The organism is Actinomadura sp. NPDC049382, assembly GCF_040677125.1.
In the GTDB taxonomy this organism is placed as follows: Bacteria; Actinomycetota; Actinomycetes; order Streptosporangiales; family Streptosporangiaceae; genus Spirillospora; species Spirillospora geliboluensis.
The window spans coordinates 47,030-61,706 of sequence record NZ_JBFARO010000010.1 but is presented as its reverse complement, the minus strand read 5'-3'; the positions used below and the strand labels follow the sequence as shown (position 1 = coordinate 61,706).

The following is a 14,677-nucleotide window of genomic DNA, read 5'->3' as shown; positions in this document are numbered from 1 at the left end:
CCGTCAGGGCCGCTGCCCGGGGCGCTGGACCATGCCCGTCGCCTCCAGCGCCGTGTCCACCAGAACCTTTCCGGCCGGGACGTGCTTGGGCTTCAAAAGCGGCCTCGACGTCGGCGTGCTCTTGCCCAGCGAGTACGGGAGCGTCTGCGCCTTCACGTTCACGAGGCGCATGCCCAGGTAGGCGTAGGAGCCGGGATCGAGGACGAACTCGGTGCGGACGCCGTCCCCGCCGGTCCTGGCGAGGCCCACGCCGGGGCGTCCGAGCGCGTCCCGCACGCCCTGCCGGATCTCGACGCCGGGGATCAGCGCGTTGGTGCGGAAGATGGCGCCGCGCGCGGGCTCCGGCATGGACTGCTCAAGACTCAGGTAATGTCCGAGCCGCGCGAAGACCCATTGGTCGCGGCCCTGCCGGAACCCCGCCTTGCCCATCCCCCTCTGGGCCGCGTACGCGTCGGCCTGCTTCCGCAACTCCGACAGCTGCTCTTCCGGAGTCTTCGACAGTGTGCGGAGGTAGTCGTACCACTGGGCGGGGGTCCGCTCCTCCCCGTCCGGTTCGGTCTTGACCCAGCCCTCGTCCTCGATCTCCAGCTTCCGCTTACCGTCCGCCCCCATGGTGTAGCCGGCGCTCTTCAGGCCGTCGAAGCGAACCCAGGTCTCCCGCTGCACCTCGTACTCGGGCACCCTCGGATCGGCCCCGGCGTGGAAGACCTTCGTGTAGACCCACTGGTGGTTTCCCGGACGGTAGTCGAACCGCTGCTCGATCTCCCGCGCGGCGCCCTCCAGGAACGCGGCGGCGCCCACGGGGGTCGCGGAGACCGATGGCCTTCCGCCGCCGTTTCGCGCCGGTCCGTCGTCCAGGACGGCGATCGCCGCCGGCACGCCCAGCACGGCGACGGCGGTCCCGGCCGCCGCGAGCCGCCAGGCCGGAACGCGCGGCCCGGCCCGCCTCCCGGCCCGCCTCCCGGACCGCCTCCCGGACGCCGCCGCCACCAGCCGGGCGCGGCCGGGCGCCAGCCGCTCCGCGTCGGGCTCCGCGATCTCGTCGCGGAACGCGCGGACCCGCTCCTCGATGTCGTTCATCAGGCCTCCTCGTGGACGAGCGTCGGGTCGGATCCGCCGAGCGCCTCGCGGACCTTGCGCCGGGCGCGGTTCAACCGGGAGCGCACCGTCCCCAGCGGGATGGACAGCGCCTCGGCGACCTGCTGGTAGGAGAGGTCGGCCCAGGCGACGAGCAGGAGCACGTCCCGGTCCCGGGCGGACAGCCCGGCCAGCGCGCCCGCCAGCGCCCGGGACGACGCGGACGCGCTCACCCGGGCGTCCGCCCCCTCCATGGGGTCGGTGACCGGGTCGGCCCCGGTGCGGGCCAGGGCGCGCAGCATCCGCGTCTCGGACCTGCGGTGCTTGCCGATCAGGTTGGCGGCGATCCCGTACAGCCAGGGCAGGGCGTCCGGCCGGTCCGGGTCGTAGCGGCCCCGCCGCCGGAACGCCGCCAGGAACGTCTCGGCCACCACGTCGTCGGCGGCCTGGCCGCCGAGGCGCCGCCGGACGTAGCGGTGGACGGCCGGCGCGTGCCGGTCGTACAGCGCGGCGAAGACCTCGGGTTCGCGCAGGGAGCGCTCGATCAGGGCCGCGTCGTCGCCCGGGGGCGCCACCGGTGAGTCCCGTGAGCTGATGGTCATACGGCTCCGTCCTCGATCGCCCGTGCGGGAGGCCGCACGCTCGGCGTCGTCACCCGTCATCACCCGTCATCACCCGCAACCCGGGACAGAGTTCACGTTCTTATGGTGCTGGCGGTGTGTGTCGTATGAGTGACGGAGGGTATTAGCCGCCCGAAAGCGACATGTTCGGGGGTGCGTGGTGCAGATCAGTAAATACGCCGCCATCGGCGCCGGACTGCTGCTCCTCGCGGGATGCAGCCACGCGGACAAGCGGCAGGCCAGGACGGCGGGGCAGCACGCCGAGCTGGGGAGCAAGGCGCAGGCGTCCAGGCAGCCGACTCCGCCACCGCCGCGGAAGATCGACTGCGACCAGGTCAAGTGCGTCGCGCTCACGTTCGACGACGGCCCCGGTCCCTACACCGCGGGCCTGCTCGACACGCTGAAGAAGAACGGGGCGCGCGCCACGTTCTTCATGCTCGGCGAGAACGTCGGCGCGCACGCCGCCGTGGTGCGCCGGATGGCGCTCGAAGGGCACGAGCTGGCCAACCACAGCTGGTCCCATCCGCAGCTCACCGGGCTGTCGCCCGCCGGGGTGCGGTCGCAGATCCAGCGGACGCAGCAGGCCATCGCGCAGGCGTCCGGCGGGGTGCGGCCGACGCTGATGCGCCCGCCGTACGGGGCGACGAACAAGCGCGTCGGGCACGACATCGGGATGCCGCTGATCCTGTGGAGCGTCGACACGCTCGACTGGCGCTACCGCGACGTCGCCCGCGACACCCGGGTCGGGATCAAGGAGCCGCAACCCGGCGGCATCGTCCTGTACCACGACATCCACAAGGCGAGCGTGGAGTCCATCCCGAAGGTGGTGGACGGCCTGAAGAAGCGCGGGTTCACGTTCGTCACCGTGTCGGAGCTGTTCCAGGGGCAGAAGCTCACGCCGGGCGTGACCTACACCGAGCGGCTGAAGCCCGCGCCGGTCACGGCGAGCCCGCCGCCGGCCGGATCGTCGGCCGGGCCTGCGAGCCCTGGGCCGACACGCCCGGGGAACCCGGCGTCTCCGGCGCCGTCCAGCACCGGCTGACGGGCGCGGGCACGAGCACCGGCAACAGGTACGGGCAACGGCGCGGCCGGCCGCGTCAGCCGTCCTCCGGCTCCTCTCGGCGGGGGCGGCGGCGCGGCGGCGGCTGCGGCGGGACGACCTTCGCCGCGACCATGATCTCCTCGGGGACCTCGACCAGCTCGCCGGTGCGGCGGCGCACCATGAGGGTCTTGCCGGACCACGATTCGAGGACGCCGACGACGTCGCTGTACTCTCCCGTAGGCAGACGGCGGCGCAGCGAGATCCGCTGGCCCACGTCCGCGCCACTGATGGACACCACCAGCCGCGCGGCGAAGCGGGCGGACATGTGAGGACCCCCATGTCGAATCGACTGAGCCGTCGTGGCCATACTATTCACAGCGAGCTTGCGGTGAGCCGTGACGTGCGGCGGGGCCGGAAATCCGAGAGGAGTCACTGACGTGACCTACGTCATTGCGCAGCCCTGCGTGGACCTGCTCGACAAGGCATGCATCGAGGAGTGCCCGGTCGACTGCATCTACGAAGGGAAGCGTCAGCTCTACATCCACCCGGACGAGTGCGTCGACTGCGGTGCGTGCGAGCCGGTTTGCCCGGTTGAGGCCATCTACTACGAGGACGACGTCCCCGACCAGTGGAAGGACTTCTACAAGGTGAACGTGGAGTTCTTCGACGACCTCGGGTCGCCGGGCGGCGCCTCCAAGGTCGGAAAGATCGACAAGGACCACCCGATCGTCGCCGCCCTGCCTCCGCAGAGCCACGACGACTGAGCCGGGGGACCGGAGGGCGCGCCCGGCGCGGGCGCGTTCCCGAGGTCTCCCCGCGTCGATTTCTCCGGGCCGCGGCCTCCCCGGGTGCGGGAGGGCCGCGGCCCGTCGGCCGTGTCGGGCCCTGTGCGGCCGGGCAGGATCTTGAGTGAAGGAGCAGGTCAGTGTTCACGTTGCCGGACTTCCCGTGGGATCGGCTCGCGCCCTACAAGGAGCGGGCGCTGGCGCACGCGGACGGCATCGTCGACCTGTCCGTCGGGACGCCCGTCGACCCGACGCCCGCGCCGATCCGGGAGGCGCTCGCCGCGGCCGCCGACGCGCCCGGCTACCCGCAGACCTACGGGACGCCCGCGCTGCGCGAGTCGGTCGCGGGCTGGCTGCGCCGCCGCGCCGGCGTGTCCGGCGCCGACCCGGACGCGGTGCTGCCCGTCATCGGCACCAAGGAGCTCGTCGCGTGGCTGCCGACGCTGCTCGGCGCCGGCCCCGGCGACAAGGTCGTCTTCCCCGAGCTGGCCTACCCGACCTACGACGTGGGGACGCGGCTCGCCGGGGCGACGCCCGTCCCGGCGGACGGGCTGCTCGCGCTCGGCCCGGTGAACCCGAAGATCGTGTGGGTGAACTCGCCGTCCAACCCGACCGGCAAGGTGCTGCCCGCCGAGCACCTGCGCAAGGTCGTGGCGTGGGCGCGCGACCGCGGCGCGGTCGTGGTCAGCGACGAGTGCTACCTGGAGTTCGGCTGGGACGAGGCGAACCCGCCGATCTCGATCCTGCACCCGGACGTGTGCGGCGGCTCCCACGAGGGCCTGCTCGCCGTCAACTCCCTCTCCAAGCGCTCCAACATGGCCGGCTACCGGGCCGGGTTCGTCACCGGCGACCTGGCGATCGTGAAGCGGCTGCTGGAGGTCCGCAAGCACGCCGGCATGATCGTCCCGGCGCCGGTGCAGGCCGCGATGGCGGTCGCGTTCGCCGACGACGCGCACGTGGACGAGCAGCGCGAGCGCTACGCGCGCCGCCGCGCCGTCCTGCGGGCCGCGTTCGAGCGGCACGGGTTCCGCATCGACCACTCCGAGGCGTCGCTGTACCTGTGGGCGACGCGGGACGAGCCGTGCTGGGACACCGTCGCCCACCTGGCCTCCCTCGGCATCCTCGTCGGCCCCGGCGAGTTCTACGGCGCGGGCGGCGCCCGGCACATCCGGATCGCCTTCACCGCGACCGACGACCGCGTCGCCGCGGCCGCCGACCGCCTCTGACGCCGGCCCGTCCGACACCGCCCGCTTTGAGGACGCCCCGTCACGGACGGTGTCGGGGCGGTTCCGGCCTTGCATCGGATCCGGCGTTTCCGTATGAAACCGCCGGATCATTTGATACGTCTCATCGCGGTATGGGCTAGCGGAGCCCCAGTCGGTAGGATCCGCTGGTCTGCGTCCGGCATGTCGACGAAATGACGGAGGTGTCCGTGGGCGGAACGGCGATGGTTGTTCTTCTGGCGCTGATCCTGATCGCTTTGATCGTGCTCATCGTCGTCCTGCTGCGACGTCGTTCGGGTTCCCCGGCCCCCGCCCCGGCCCCGGCCGCGCCGCGCGACCCGTTCGCCGCCGAGGACCAGGTGGCCGGCGACCCGCGGACCCTCAAGGCCGGCGACATGGTCGAGTACCTCGGCACCCGCTACTTCGTGCGCGGCTCGCTGCGGCTGAAGGAGGGCGGCTTCACCTGGAGCGAGCACCTCCTGGACGCCGACACCATCGAGGGCACCAAGGTGTGGGTCTCCGTCGAGGAGGACCCCGACCTCGAGGTCGTCTGGTGGACGGAGTACGACGCCGGCGACCTGACCCCCGGCGAGAAGACCGTCGTCGTGGACGGCGTCGAGTACCGCCGCGACGAGCACGGCACCGCCGACTACACCAGCGAGGGCACGACCGGCGTCGGCGTCCAGGGCCGGGTGGAGTACGTCGACTACGAGGGCCCGCGCGGCAAGTACCTGTCGTTCGAGCAGTACGGCGGCGGCCAGTGGGAGGCGGGCCTCGGCGAGCGCGTCCCGACCGGATCGATGACGATCTACCCGGGTGGCGGTAGCTGAGTTGCGCGCGACCCTCGACACCCCCTACGCGGACGCGCGCGCGGACGGGCTCTCGTTCGTGCTCGGGCTGCCCCCGCTCACGGCGCTCGCCGTGCTGCCGCTGGAACGGGCGGGCCTCGCCGTGGAGATGCGCCTGCTCGGCGCGTCCCACCAGGTCATCGCGGGGCCGCTGAGCGAGACGGTGGCGTGCCTGCCGGACCGCACCGAGCCGCTGCCGGGGCGCGCCGCCACCAGCGTGCCCGGCTGGGCCTACGACTTCGCCGCGACGACCGCCGCGCACAGCGACGGGACGGCGTTCGCCCGCGCCGTCGAGGCCGTGTGCGCGCGGCTCGCGGACCGCGGTGACGCGCTGACCGGGGCCTTCCCCGGCTCCCCGCACGCCGTCACCGCACTGGCCATGGAAGAGACGCAGGAACCCGGCTTCGGCTGGCGGACCTGGCACGCCTACCCCCAGACCCGGGAGATCGTGATGACGCGCAGCCGGTTGGTGAGACCCTCGTGAACAGCAGATACCGGACGGCGGGCGCGGTGGCCGCCGCCGCCGTGGCCGCCGCGGCGCTCACCGGCTGCGGCCAGTCGCAGTCGTCGTGGATCGGCGACAAGTACTCCCGCGTCAGCGCCGACACCTACCGGTCCCCGAAGGCCCCGCAGTCGGTCGCCGGGGAGATCAGCCGGAAGTTCAAGCCGATCGACCGGGTGGACGACACGGTGGTCAAGGGCGCCGCGGGCGGGATCTTCCTGCGGTACCCGAAGCTCGTCGTCGGCGTCCTGCCGAACGGCGCGGGCAGCCGGATCACGGTCGACAAGCCCCGCCGCGGCTACAACCGCTACTACTCCCATGTCGGCGGGCACTGGGCGAGTCCCGGCAGCAACGGATGGAACAGCAGAGGCGCCGCGTCGTTCCGGGGCGGCGGCCCAGGGTCGGGCAAATGAGGAGCGACAGATGAACGACGACATCCTTCAGGAGATCGGCGCCACGTTCGCCTACGGCGCGGTCGGCATCGCGCTGATGGCGCTCGGCTACCTGGTGGTGGAGGTGACGACGCCCGGCCGGCTCGGCAAGCAGATCTGGACCGAGGGCAACCGCGGCGCCGCGCTGCTGCTGGCGGCCAAGCTCCTCGGCATCGGCGCGATCGTCACCACCGCGATCGTCACCAGCGACAGCGACCTGTCCGAGGGCCTGATCGACACGGCCGTGTTCGGCGCGTGCGGCATCGTGCTGATGATCGTCGCGTACTTCCTGCTGGACGTGACCACGCCGGGCAAGCTCGGCGCGACCCTGGTGAACGCCGACAGCGGCGGCACCGCCATCCACCCGGCGGGCTGGGTCGTCGCCGCCGCGGACCTCGGCGTCGCCGCGATCGTGGCCGGGGCGGTCTCCTGACGTCCCGCGACCTGGGCCAGGCAGCCCCTGACCAGTCCGATCTGGAGCGAGCCGACCTGGAGGAAGCCGCCCCGGCGCCCGCTCCGGCGGACGGGCCGGGGCGGTCGCGCGTATCCGCACGGCTGGCCCGCACCCTCGTCCTCGCGGCGGTGTTCACGTGCGCGGCGTGCGGGCTGGTGTACGAGCTGGCGCTGGTCGCGCTCGGCAGCTACCTGGTCGGCAACTCCGTCACGCAGGCGTCGATCGTCCTGTCGGTGATGGTGTTCGCGATGGGCGTCGGGTCGCTCGCGGCGAAGCCGCTGCAGGGCCGCGCGGTCGTCGCGTTCGCGGTCGTGGAGGGCGCGCTCGCGCTGATCGGCGGGGTGTCGGTGCTCGCGCTGTACGCGGCGTTCGCGTGGCTCGACCTGTACGTCCCGGCGCTGGTGGTGGTGGCGTTCGCGGTCGGCGCGCTGATCGGCGCGGAGATCCCGCTGCTGATGACGCTGCTGCAGCGGATCCGCAGGCAGGACGCGGGGTCGGCGGTCGCGGACCTGTTCGCCGCCGACTACGTGGGCGCGCTGGTCGGCGGGCTCGCGTTCCCGTTCCTGCTGCTGCCGGCGTTCGGCCACATCAAGGGCGCGCTGCTGGTCGGGGTCGTGAACGCGGTCGCCGGGATGGCGGTCGTGCTGTGGCTGTTCCGCCGCGACATCGGACGCGTCGCGCGGGGCGCGCTGGCGCTCGGCATGGTCGCGGTCCTCGCCGTCCTCGGCGGGACGTACGCCCTCGCGGACGGTTTCGAGGTGTCGGCGCGGCAGGCGCTGTACAGCGACCCGATCGCGGTCTCCAAGCGCACGAAGTACCAGGAGATCGTGATCACCCGGCAGGCCGGGCTGGGCCCGTCCGACCTGCGGCTGTTCCTCAACGGCGACCTGCAGTTCTCGTCGGTGGACGAGTACCGGTACCACGAGTCGCTCGTCCACCCGGTGATGTCGGGGCCGCACGGCAGGGTGCTGGTCCTCGGCGGCGGGGACGGGCTGGCGCTGCGCGAGGTGCTGCGCTACAAGGACGTCCGCAGCGCGACGCTGGTCGAGCTCGACCCGGAGATGCTGCACCTCGCGCGCACCTACCGGCCGATCGTGTCGCTGAACCACCGCTCGTTCGAGGACCCGCGCGTGCGGACGGTCGCCGCCGACGCGTTCTCGTGGCTGCGCGGCCTGCGCGAGCAGTTCGACGCGGTCATCGTGGACATGCCCGACCCCGACGACGTGTCCACGGCCAAGCTGTACTCGGTCGAGTTCTACGGGATGGTGAAGCGGGCCCTCGCGCCGGGCGGGCGGATGGTCGTCCAGTCGGGGTCGCCGTACTTCGCGCCGAAGTCGTTCTGGAGCATCGAGAAGTCGATCGCGGCGGCCGGGTTCGCGGTGAACCCGTACCACGTGGACGTGCCGAGCTTCGGCGACTGGGGCTTCGTGCTCGCGTCCGCCGGGAGGGAGCCGCCCGCGCTGCGGCTCGCGCCGGACGTCCCCGGCGGCCTGCGCTTCCTCGACGGCTCCGTGCTCCAGGCGGCGACGGTGTTCCCGAAGGACCGCCGCGGCCGCGACGTCGAGGTCAACACGCTCGTCCACCCGCGCCTCGTCGAGTACGAGGGCGAGGAGTGGAAGAACTCCTGAGCAGGCCGGCTCCGATGGGCGGCATGGTCCGCCACGTCGGAGCTTGACTACTTCCCGTAAACACTTGACTACTCTCCGGCCTTTCTGCGGTCGGGCTCCGGGAAGGGGGCGAAGCGAGACCCGAAGGAGGATTCAGTGACAGGTTTCCTGACAGGTGGCGCGCGGCGCAGGGCGTGGTGCGGCATCCTGGCGTTCGTCCCGCTCATCGTGGGACTGACCGCGGCGGGCGTACCGGCCGGCGCCGCGCCGGGGACCGGGCGGCTCCCGGTCAAGAAGATCGAGAGGATCATGCAGGCCGAGGGGACCGTGAGCAAGAGCGGTGTCCTCGAGATCGACATCGATCGCTCGGACCTGAAGGTCACCGGCGGCAAGCCGCGGGTGCGGTTCGAGAACGGCTTCCAGATCCAGCACGAGGTGTACTTCCAGTCGATCGGCCGGAACAAGGCGATCATGAACGGCGATCTGGCGCTGCGCCCGCAGGAGATCCAGCGGGTCATCGACGGCTATCTCGCCCACGGCATCATCTTCCAGGCCCAGCACCAGCACCTCTACGACCTCGAGCCGATGGTCTGGTTCCTGCACTTCCGGGCGGTGGGCGACCCGCTCAAGCTGGCCGGGGCCATCCACGACGTCATCCGCCGCAACACGTCCACCCCGCTGCCGCAGACCCTGCCGAAGCACCCCCGGACCCCGCTTCCGGCGAAGCGGCTGGGCAAGATCCTGGGCGGGGACGCCATGGTCGGCGAGAACGGGATCGTCACCGTGACGGTGCGGCGCACCGACAAGATCCGCCTCGGCGGCATCCGCATCGACCCGGACCTGGGCGTGTCCACCAGCGTGCAGTTCCAGCCGGTCGGCAAGGGGATGGCGGCCGTGGTGCCCGACTTCTCGATGACCTCCGGGGAGGTGCAGCCGGTCATGAGGACCATGCGCCGCCACCGCTGGGAGGTCGGATGCCTCTACAACCAGGAGACCGCGGAGCAGCCGCAGCTGTTCTTCTCCCACATGTTCAAGGTCGGCGACCCGATCACCCTCGCTCGCCAGGTCCGCGAGGGGCTCGACCACACCGCCGCCCAGCGCGCCTGATCCCGGATCGTCGGGGACGACGGGCAGGCCGGCCCGCAGCCGTCCAGGCCGCGGGCCGGCTTCGTCGCGCCGGGCGGGTCAGTCCGGGACGGACTGGCGGATGGCCTTGTCCACGGCCCGCTGGAACGACGTCACCAACGACTGGATCATCAGCGGCTTGAGCTTCCCCGCCATCTCCATGAGCTGCTCGCGCTCCTGCGGCGCCCGCCCGCCCTCCCGGTAGGGCCGGACGACGGTGTCCTGGAAGACCTGCTGGAGCTCGGCGGCCAGCGCGGTCGTGTGCCGGTCGACGGCCTCATGGGACGCGATCAGGGTGTCCAGCGGCATCGGCAGCGCGGCCAGCTCGGCGCTGATCCCGAGCAGCGCGGGGCTGACGACCCGGACGACGTCCTCCGACACCTGCTCGACGACGCCGAGCGCCGCCAGCCGCTTGATCGTCGCGTCGTCGAGATGGCGCCCGGCCCGCCGGTCGAGCTCGTGGCGGTCGAGGTCCTCCGGACGTTCCGGCGCCCAGGGCGACAGCAGCGCGCGCTGGAGCGCGAGGTCTTCGGCGGGGGCGTCCAGGGGGATCTTCTTGAGGTGCTTCTCGATGGAGGCGAGGGTGAGCCCGAGCGACTGGAGCTCCCGGACGAGTTCGAGCCGTGCGAGGTGGTCGGGGCCGTAGAGGCCGGTGCGTCCGCGCAGGCGGGGCGGGGGGAGCAGGCCGCGCCCGGCGTAGAACCGGACGGTGCGGACGGTGACCCCGGCACGCGAGGCCAGCTCGTCGACGGTGAGCTCCATCCCGCCTCCCTCTATGTGACAGCACCAGTGTTACATTAATCATGTATCAGCACGCGCTTACTTGAGGGAGACCGCCGGATGGGACGGGACATCTACACCGAGGAGCACGAGGCCTTCCGCGACATGGTGCGCTCCTTCATCGCCAAGGAGGCGGCGCCGCACCACGAGCAGTGGGAGAAGGACGGGATCGTCTCGCGCGAGGTGTGGCTGGCGGCCGGCCGCGCGGGCCTGCTCGGCATCGACATGCCGGAGGAGTACGGGGGCGGCGGCAACGACGACTACCGGTACTACGTCATCTTCAACGAGGAGCTGGCGAAGGCCGGCATCCACGGGCCGGGCTTCGCCGTCCACAACGACATCAACGGCGGCTACCTGCGCCAGCTCTGCACGGACGAGCAGCGGCAGCGGTGGTTCCCCGGCTACTGCTCCGGTGAGATCATCACCGCGATCGCGATGACCGAGCCCGCCGCCGGGTCCGACCTGCAGGGCATCAAGACCACCGCCGTCAAGGACGGCGACGACTACGTCCTCAACGGGTCGAAGACGTTCATCTCCAACGGCATCCTCGCCGACCTCGTCATCGTCGTCGCGAAGACCGACCCGGCCGCCGGGGCGAAGGGCGTCAGCCTCCTCGTCGTCGAGCGCGGCATGGCGGGCTTCGAGCGCGGCCGCAACCTCGACAAGGTCGGCATGCACGCGCAGGACACCGCCGAGCTGTTCTTCGACAACGTCCGCGTCCCGAAGGCGAACCTCCTCGGCGAGGAGGGCATGGGCTTCATCTACCTGATGACCAACCTCGCCCGGGAGCGGCTGTCCATCGGCGCGACCGCGATGGCCGCCGCCGAGGACGCCTTCGAGCAGACCCTCGAGTACTGCAAGACCCGCGAGGCGTTCGGCCGCCCGATCGGCAAGTTCCAGCACAACCGCTTCACGCTCGCCGAGATGAAGACGGAGCTGACGATCGCCCGCTCCTTCACCGACGAGTGCATCCTCAAGGAGAGCAAGGGCGAGCTGACCGCCGACGAGGCCGCCATGCTCAAGTGGTGGAACACCGAGCTGCTCAAGCGGGTCGTCGACCGCTGCGTCCAGCTCCACGGCGGGTACGGCTACATGACCGAGTACCCGATCGCGAAGGCGTACCAGGACGTCCGCATCCAGACGATCTTCGGCGGCACCACCGAGATCATGAAGGAGATCATCGGGCGCGGCCTCGGCGTCTGACCGGCGGCCGGCCCGGCTCAGCCCAGCGGGGGCACCACCGCTTCGATGAGGTGCGGGCCCGGTTCGGCGAGCGCCTTGCCGAACTGGGCCGCGAACTCCTCGGCCGTGTGCGCGCGCGACGCCGGGACGCCCATCCCGGACGCCAGCGCGACGAAGTCGAGCGCGGGCCGCGACAGGTCGACCATGTCGCGGGTGATGGTGCCCTCCTCCGGCGGGGCCGGGACGGCGCCGACCCGCGTCGTCTCCATCGACAGGATCGCGTAGGCGCCGTTGTTGAACACGACGGTCGTGACGTCGAGGCCCTCCCTGGCCTGCGTCCACAGCGCCGACAGCGTGTACATGGCGCTGCCGTCGGCCTCCAGGCAGACGACCGGGCGGTCCGGGCAGGCGATCGCGGCGCCGGTCGCGACCGGCAGGCCCTGCCCGATCGCGCCGCCGGTCAGCGACAGCCAGTCGTGCGGCGGCGCGCCCGCCGTCGCGCCGGGCAGCCACAGCCCGGACGTGTTCGCCTCGTCCGACACGATCGCGCCCTCGGGCAGCAGCGCGCCGATGACGGCGGCGGCGGTCTCCCCGGTCAGCGCCCCGGACGGCAGCTCCGGCCGCGCCGCGACCTGCACGGCCGGGCGCGCCTCCTTCGCGATCGCGTCGGCGAGCCCGGTGAGCGCCCCGGTCGCGTCGGCGCCGAGGTCGTGCACCTGGCAGCCGTCCGGCACCAGGTCGCCGGGAAGGTCCGGGTAGGCGAAGAACGTCACGGGACGGCGCGCCCCCGCGAGCACGATGTGCCGGACGCCCGCCAGCTGCGCCGCCGCCATCTCGCCGAGGTAGGCGAGCCGCTCCACCGCCGTGACCCCGGCGCCGCGCTCCAGCCGCGCCGGGAAGGTCTCGCACAGCACCCGCGCCCCGGTCGCCGCCGCGATGCGCCCGGCGGCCTCCAGCCCGTCGCGCCGGGCCGCGTCCCCGCCGATCAGCAGGACGCACGGCTCGCCGCCGGTCAGCGCGGCCGCCGCCCGGTCCACCGTGCCGCCCGGCACCGGCTCCGGGGGAGGGGCGGGGGACGCCGCCGCCGTGGCGCCGCCGTCCGACCAGGCGACGTCGGACGGCACGATCAGCGTGGCAACACCGCCCGCGCGCGCCGCCGTGACCGCCTCGGCCGCGGCCTTCCCGGCCTCCGCCGCGCTCACCGGCCGCCCCAGCCAGGCCGACACCGACCCGGCCACGGCCGCGATGTCGGACTGGAGCGGCGCGTCGTACTGCTGGTGGCCGGTGGCGTGGTCGCCGATGATGTTGACGATCGGCGTTCCGGCGCGCCGCGCGTTGTGCAGGTTGGCGAGCCCGTTGCCGAGCCCCGGCCCGAGGTGCAGCAGCACGGCGGCCGGGTCGGCGGCCATCCGCCCGTACCCGTCGGCGGCGCCCGTCGCGACGCCCTCGAACAGGCACAGCACGCCCCGGGCGCGCGGCTCGGCGTCCAGCGCCGCGACGAGGTGCAGCTCGGACGTGCCCGGATTCGCGAACCAGACGCCGACACCGGCGTCCGCCAGTGTGCCCACCATGGCCTGCGCGCCGTTCATACGCCCCTCCTAAGAGTCAGCCGAACAGGACACCCGGATTGAGTATCCCGTCCGGATCGAAGGATCTCTTGATCCGCCGCATGAGGTCCACCTTCGCCGGATCCTCCAGGGCGCGGAAGTGGCGGATCTTCTCGCGGCCGATGCCGTGCTCCCCGCTGATCGTCCCACCGAGGTCGGCGGCTGCCGCGAGCAGCTCGTCCATGACCTGCGTCAGCGCCTCCTCGTCCGGCTGGAACACCGACAGGTGGACGTTGCCGTCGCCCGCGTGCCCGCAGCCGCCGATCAGTGCGCCGTGCCGCCCGGCGATGGCGGGGACGGCCTCGAAGAAGCGGGCGAGCGCGGCGCGCGGCACGACGGCGTCCACGATCGCGTTGGCGCCTGCGTTCCGCGCCGCCCAGAACGCCTTCTCGCGGGCCGTGACCAGCTTCTTGAGGGGCTCGCCGCGCAGGACGTAGGCGTCGGCGGCGCCCAGTTCGGCCAGCTCCTCCCCGAGCGTCTGGACGTCCTCGTCCAGCCGCTCCGCCGACCGGTTCTCCAGCACGACCAGCAGGTAGGCGCCGACGGCGGCGCGGACGCTCTCCGGCACCCCGAGGTCCAGCCCGGCGTTCTGCGTGATCGCCGCCATCGCGATGAGGTCCACGTACTCCAGCACGAGCGGGTCGAGGCCGCCGCCGGTCAGCCGGGGCACGGCCGCGGTGACCGACTCGGTGCCGGGGAACGGCGCGAGCACCCCGGCGCGGTGCGGCAGCCGGGGCCGCAGCCGCAGCGTCACCTCCGTGACGAGGGCCAGGGTGCCCTCCGACCCCACGATGAGCTGCGTCAGGTCGTAGCCGGTGGACGTCTTCACGTACCGGCCGCCCGTCCGGATCACCTCGCCGGTGGGGAGCACCGCCTCCAGGCCGAGGACGTGGTGCCGGGTCACGCCCTCCTTCACCGCGTGCATGCCGCCCGCGTTCGTCGCGACCGTCCCGCCGATGCTGGCGCCGCCCTCGCCGGGGAAGATCGGGTAGACGAGGCCCTCGGCGGCGGTCGCCTCGTCGAGTTCGGCGAGGGTGACGCCGGGCTGCACCACCGCGACCTGCCCGCCGGTGTCGATCTCCAGGATGCGGTTCATCCGCTCGAACGACACGACCAGCCCGCCGGGACGCGGCACGGCGGCGCCCGACAGGCCCGTCCCGGAGCCGCGCGCCGTGACCGGGAGCCGGTGCGCGGTGGCGACCCGCAGCACCGCCGCGACCTGCGCGGCGTCCGCCGGCCGCACCAGCCAGTCGGGCGGCACCGGGGCGACGCCCAGCGACTCGTCCCGCCCGTAGTCCAGGGGCACCGCCTCGCCCGACAGGACATGCTCGTCGCCGACCGCCTCGCTCAGCGCCGTCCGGACATCCGCCATGCTTCCCTCCCACCGGGAAAGG

The 14,677-nt window shown here is 72.7% G+C and carries 16 protein-coding genes; 10 read left to right on the top strand and 6 right to left on the bottom strand.

Features of this window, described 5'->3' with window-relative positions:
* Positions 1-3: 3 nt before the first annotated feature.
* Positions 4-1,080: a CU044_5270 family protein gene (locus tag AB0K34_RS09455; protein ID WP_364546969.1), complete on the bottom strand. Its 1,077-nt coding sequence runs from the start codon at positions 1,078-1,080 to the stop codon at positions 4-6.
* Complete coding sequence (locus AB0K34_RS09450; protein ID WP_364546966.1) at positions 1,080-1,679, bottom strand: RNA polymerase sigma factor; 600 nt, start codon at positions 1,677-1,679, stop codon at positions 1,080-1,082. The genes AB0K34_RS09455 and AB0K34_RS09450 overlap by 1 nt, the downstream gene beginning before the upstream one ends.
* A gap of 178 nt (positions 1,680-1,857) precedes the next feature.
* On the opposite strand from AB0K34_RS09450, the gene AB0K34_RS09445 reads away from it, so the two are divergent.
* Positions 1,858-2,739 (top strand): polysaccharide deacetylase family protein, encoded by an 882-nt coding sequence (locus AB0K34_RS09445; protein ID WP_364546963.1) that lies wholly within the window; start codon positions 1,858-1,860, stop codon positions 2,737-2,739.
* Between the two features lie 55 nt (positions 2,740-2,794).
* Here the strand turns inward: AB0K34_RS09445 and AB0K34_RS09440 are convergent, their stop codons facing one another.
* Positions 2,795-3,064 (bottom strand): hypothetical protein, encoded by a 270-nt coding sequence (locus AB0K34_RS09440; protein WP_138639076.1) that lies wholly within the window; start codon positions 3,062-3,064, stop codon positions 2,795-2,797.
* Positions 3,065-3,176: 112 nt separating this feature from the next.
* Between AB0K34_RS09440 and fdxA the strand changes: the two genes are divergently transcribed.
* From fdxA to AB0K34_RS09400, 8 genes are all read left to right on the top strand, one after another.
* The gene (gene fdxA, locus AB0K34_RS09435; protein WP_067632891.1) at positions 3,177-3,503 is read left to right on the top strand and encodes a ferredoxin; all 327 of its coding nucleotides are present in this window, start codon (positions 3,177-3,179) and stop codon (positions 3,501-3,503) included.
* Between the two features lie 161 nt (positions 3,504-3,664).
* Positions 3,665-4,750 (top strand): succinyldiaminopimelate transaminase, encoded by a 1,086-nt coding sequence (gene dapC / locus AB0K34_RS09430; RefSeq protein ID WP_364546959.1) that lies wholly within the window; start codon positions 3,665-3,667, stop codon positions 4,748-4,750.
* A gap of 221 nt (positions 4,751-4,971) precedes the next feature.
* A complete protein-coding gene (locus AB0K34_RS09425) occupies positions 4,972-5,577 on the top strand; it encodes a DUF4178 domain-containing protein (RefSeq protein ID WP_364546956.1) in 606 nt (201 codons plus the stop codon).
* Positions 5,564-6,079, top strand: coding sequence for a DUF2617 family protein (locus tag AB0K34_RS09420; protein WP_240808196.1), 516 nt, complete (start codon positions 5,564-5,566; stop codon positions 6,077-6,079). Before AB0K34_RS09425 ends, AB0K34_RS09420 begins: the two co-directional genes overlap by 14 nt.
* Entirely contained in the window at positions 6,076-6,510 is a 435-nt protein-coding gene (locus AB0K34_RS09415; RefSeq protein WP_171069233.1) for a DUF4247 domain-containing protein, read from the top strand. The genes AB0K34_RS09420 and AB0K34_RS09415 overlap by 4 nt, the downstream gene beginning before the upstream one ends.
* A 10-nt stretch (positions 6,511-6,520) precedes the next feature.
* Positions 6,521-6,961 (top strand): DUF350 domain-containing protein, encoded by a 441-nt coding sequence (locus tag AB0K34_RS09410; RefSeq protein ID WP_364546955.1) that lies wholly within the window; start codon positions 6,521-6,523, stop codon positions 6,959-6,961.
* A gap of 149 nt (positions 6,962-7,110) precedes the next feature.
* Complete coding sequence (locus AB0K34_RS09405; RefSeq protein WP_364546953.1) at positions 7,111-8,610, top strand: polyamine aminopropyltransferase; 1,500 nt, start codon at positions 7,111-7,113, stop codon at positions 8,608-8,610.
* A gap of 135 nt (positions 8,611-8,745) precedes the next feature.
* Complete coding sequence (locus AB0K34_RS09400; RefSeq protein WP_364546951.1) at positions 8,746-9,696, top strand: DUF1259 domain-containing protein; 951 nt, start codon at positions 8,746-8,748, stop codon at positions 9,694-9,696.
* A gap of 78 nt (positions 9,697-9,774) precedes the next feature.
* Here the strand turns inward: AB0K34_RS09400 and AB0K34_RS09395 are convergent, their stop codons facing one another.
* Positions 9,775-10,476: a MerR family transcriptional regulator gene (locus tag AB0K34_RS09395; protein ID WP_364546948.1), complete on the bottom strand. Its 702-nt coding sequence runs from the start codon at positions 10,474-10,476 to the stop codon at positions 9,775-9,777.
* Positions 10,477-10,554: 78 nt separating this feature from the next.
* Between AB0K34_RS09395 and AB0K34_RS09390 the strand changes: the two genes are divergently transcribed.
* Complete coding sequence (locus AB0K34_RS09390) at positions 10,555-11,697, top strand: acyl-CoA dehydrogenase family protein (RefSeq protein ID WP_364546945.1); 1,143 nt, start codon at positions 10,555-10,557, stop codon at positions 11,695-11,697.
* Between the two features lie 17 nt (positions 11,698-11,714).
* Here AB0K34_RS09390 and AB0K34_RS09385 read toward each other — a convergent pair whose 3' ends face one another.
* Both AB0K34_RS09385 and AB0K34_RS09380 read right to left on the bottom strand, forming a co-directional pair.
* Positions 11,715-13,265: an acetolactate synthase large subunit gene (locus tag AB0K34_RS09385; RefSeq protein WP_364546942.1), complete on the bottom strand. Its 1,551-nt coding sequence runs from the start codon at positions 13,263-13,265 to the stop codon at positions 11,715-11,717.
* A gap of 16 nt (positions 13,266-13,281) precedes the next feature.
* Positions 13,282-14,655 carry an FAD-binding oxidoreductase gene (locus AB0K34_RS09380; protein WP_364546939.1) on the bottom strand — a complete coding sequence of 458 codons (1,374 nt, stop codon included), beginning with the start codon at positions 14,653-14,655 and terminating at the stop codon, positions 13,282-13,284.
* Positions 14,656-14,677: the final 22 nt, after the last annotated feature.

Excerpts from the sequence above, each read along its gene's own strand:
- AB0K34_RS09425 (WP_364546956.1), top strand. The coding sequence starts at position 4,972 with ATGGTTGTTCTTCTGGCGCTGATCCTGATCGCTTTGATCGTGCTCATC.
- AB0K34_RS09395 (WP_364546948.1), bottom strand. The coding sequence starts at position 10,476 with ATGGAGCTCACCGTCGACGAGCTGGCCTCGCGTGCCGGGGTCACCGTC.
- AB0K34_RS09455 (WP_364546969.1), bottom strand. The coding sequence starts at position 1,080 with ATGAACGACATCGAGGAGCGGGTCCGCGCGTTCCGCGACGAGATCGCG.
- AB0K34_RS09440 (WP_138639076.1), bottom strand. The coding sequence starts at position 3,064 with ATGTCCGCCCGCTTCGCCGCGCGGCTGGTGGTGTCCATCAGTGGCGCG.
- AB0K34_RS09385 (WP_364546942.1), bottom strand. The coding sequence starts at position 13,265 with ATGAACGGCGCGCAGGCCATGGTGGGCACACTGGCGGACGCCGGTGTC.
- AB0K34_RS09450 (WP_364546966.1), bottom strand. The coding sequence starts at position 1,679 with ATGACCATCAGCTCACGGGACTCACCGGTGGCGCCCCCGGGCGACGAC.
- AB0K34_RS09380 (WP_364546939.1), bottom strand. The coding sequence starts at position 14,655 with ATGGCGGATGTCCGGACGGCGCTGAGCGAGGCGGTCGGCGACGAGCAT.
- AB0K34_RS09410 (WP_364546955.1), top strand. The coding sequence starts at position 6,521 with ATGAACGACGACATCCTTCAGGAGATCGGCGCCACGTTCGCCTACGGC.
- AB0K34_RS09390 (WP_364546945.1), top strand. The coding sequence starts at position 10,555 with ATGGGACGGGACATCTACACCGAGGAGCACGAGGCCTTCCGCGACATG.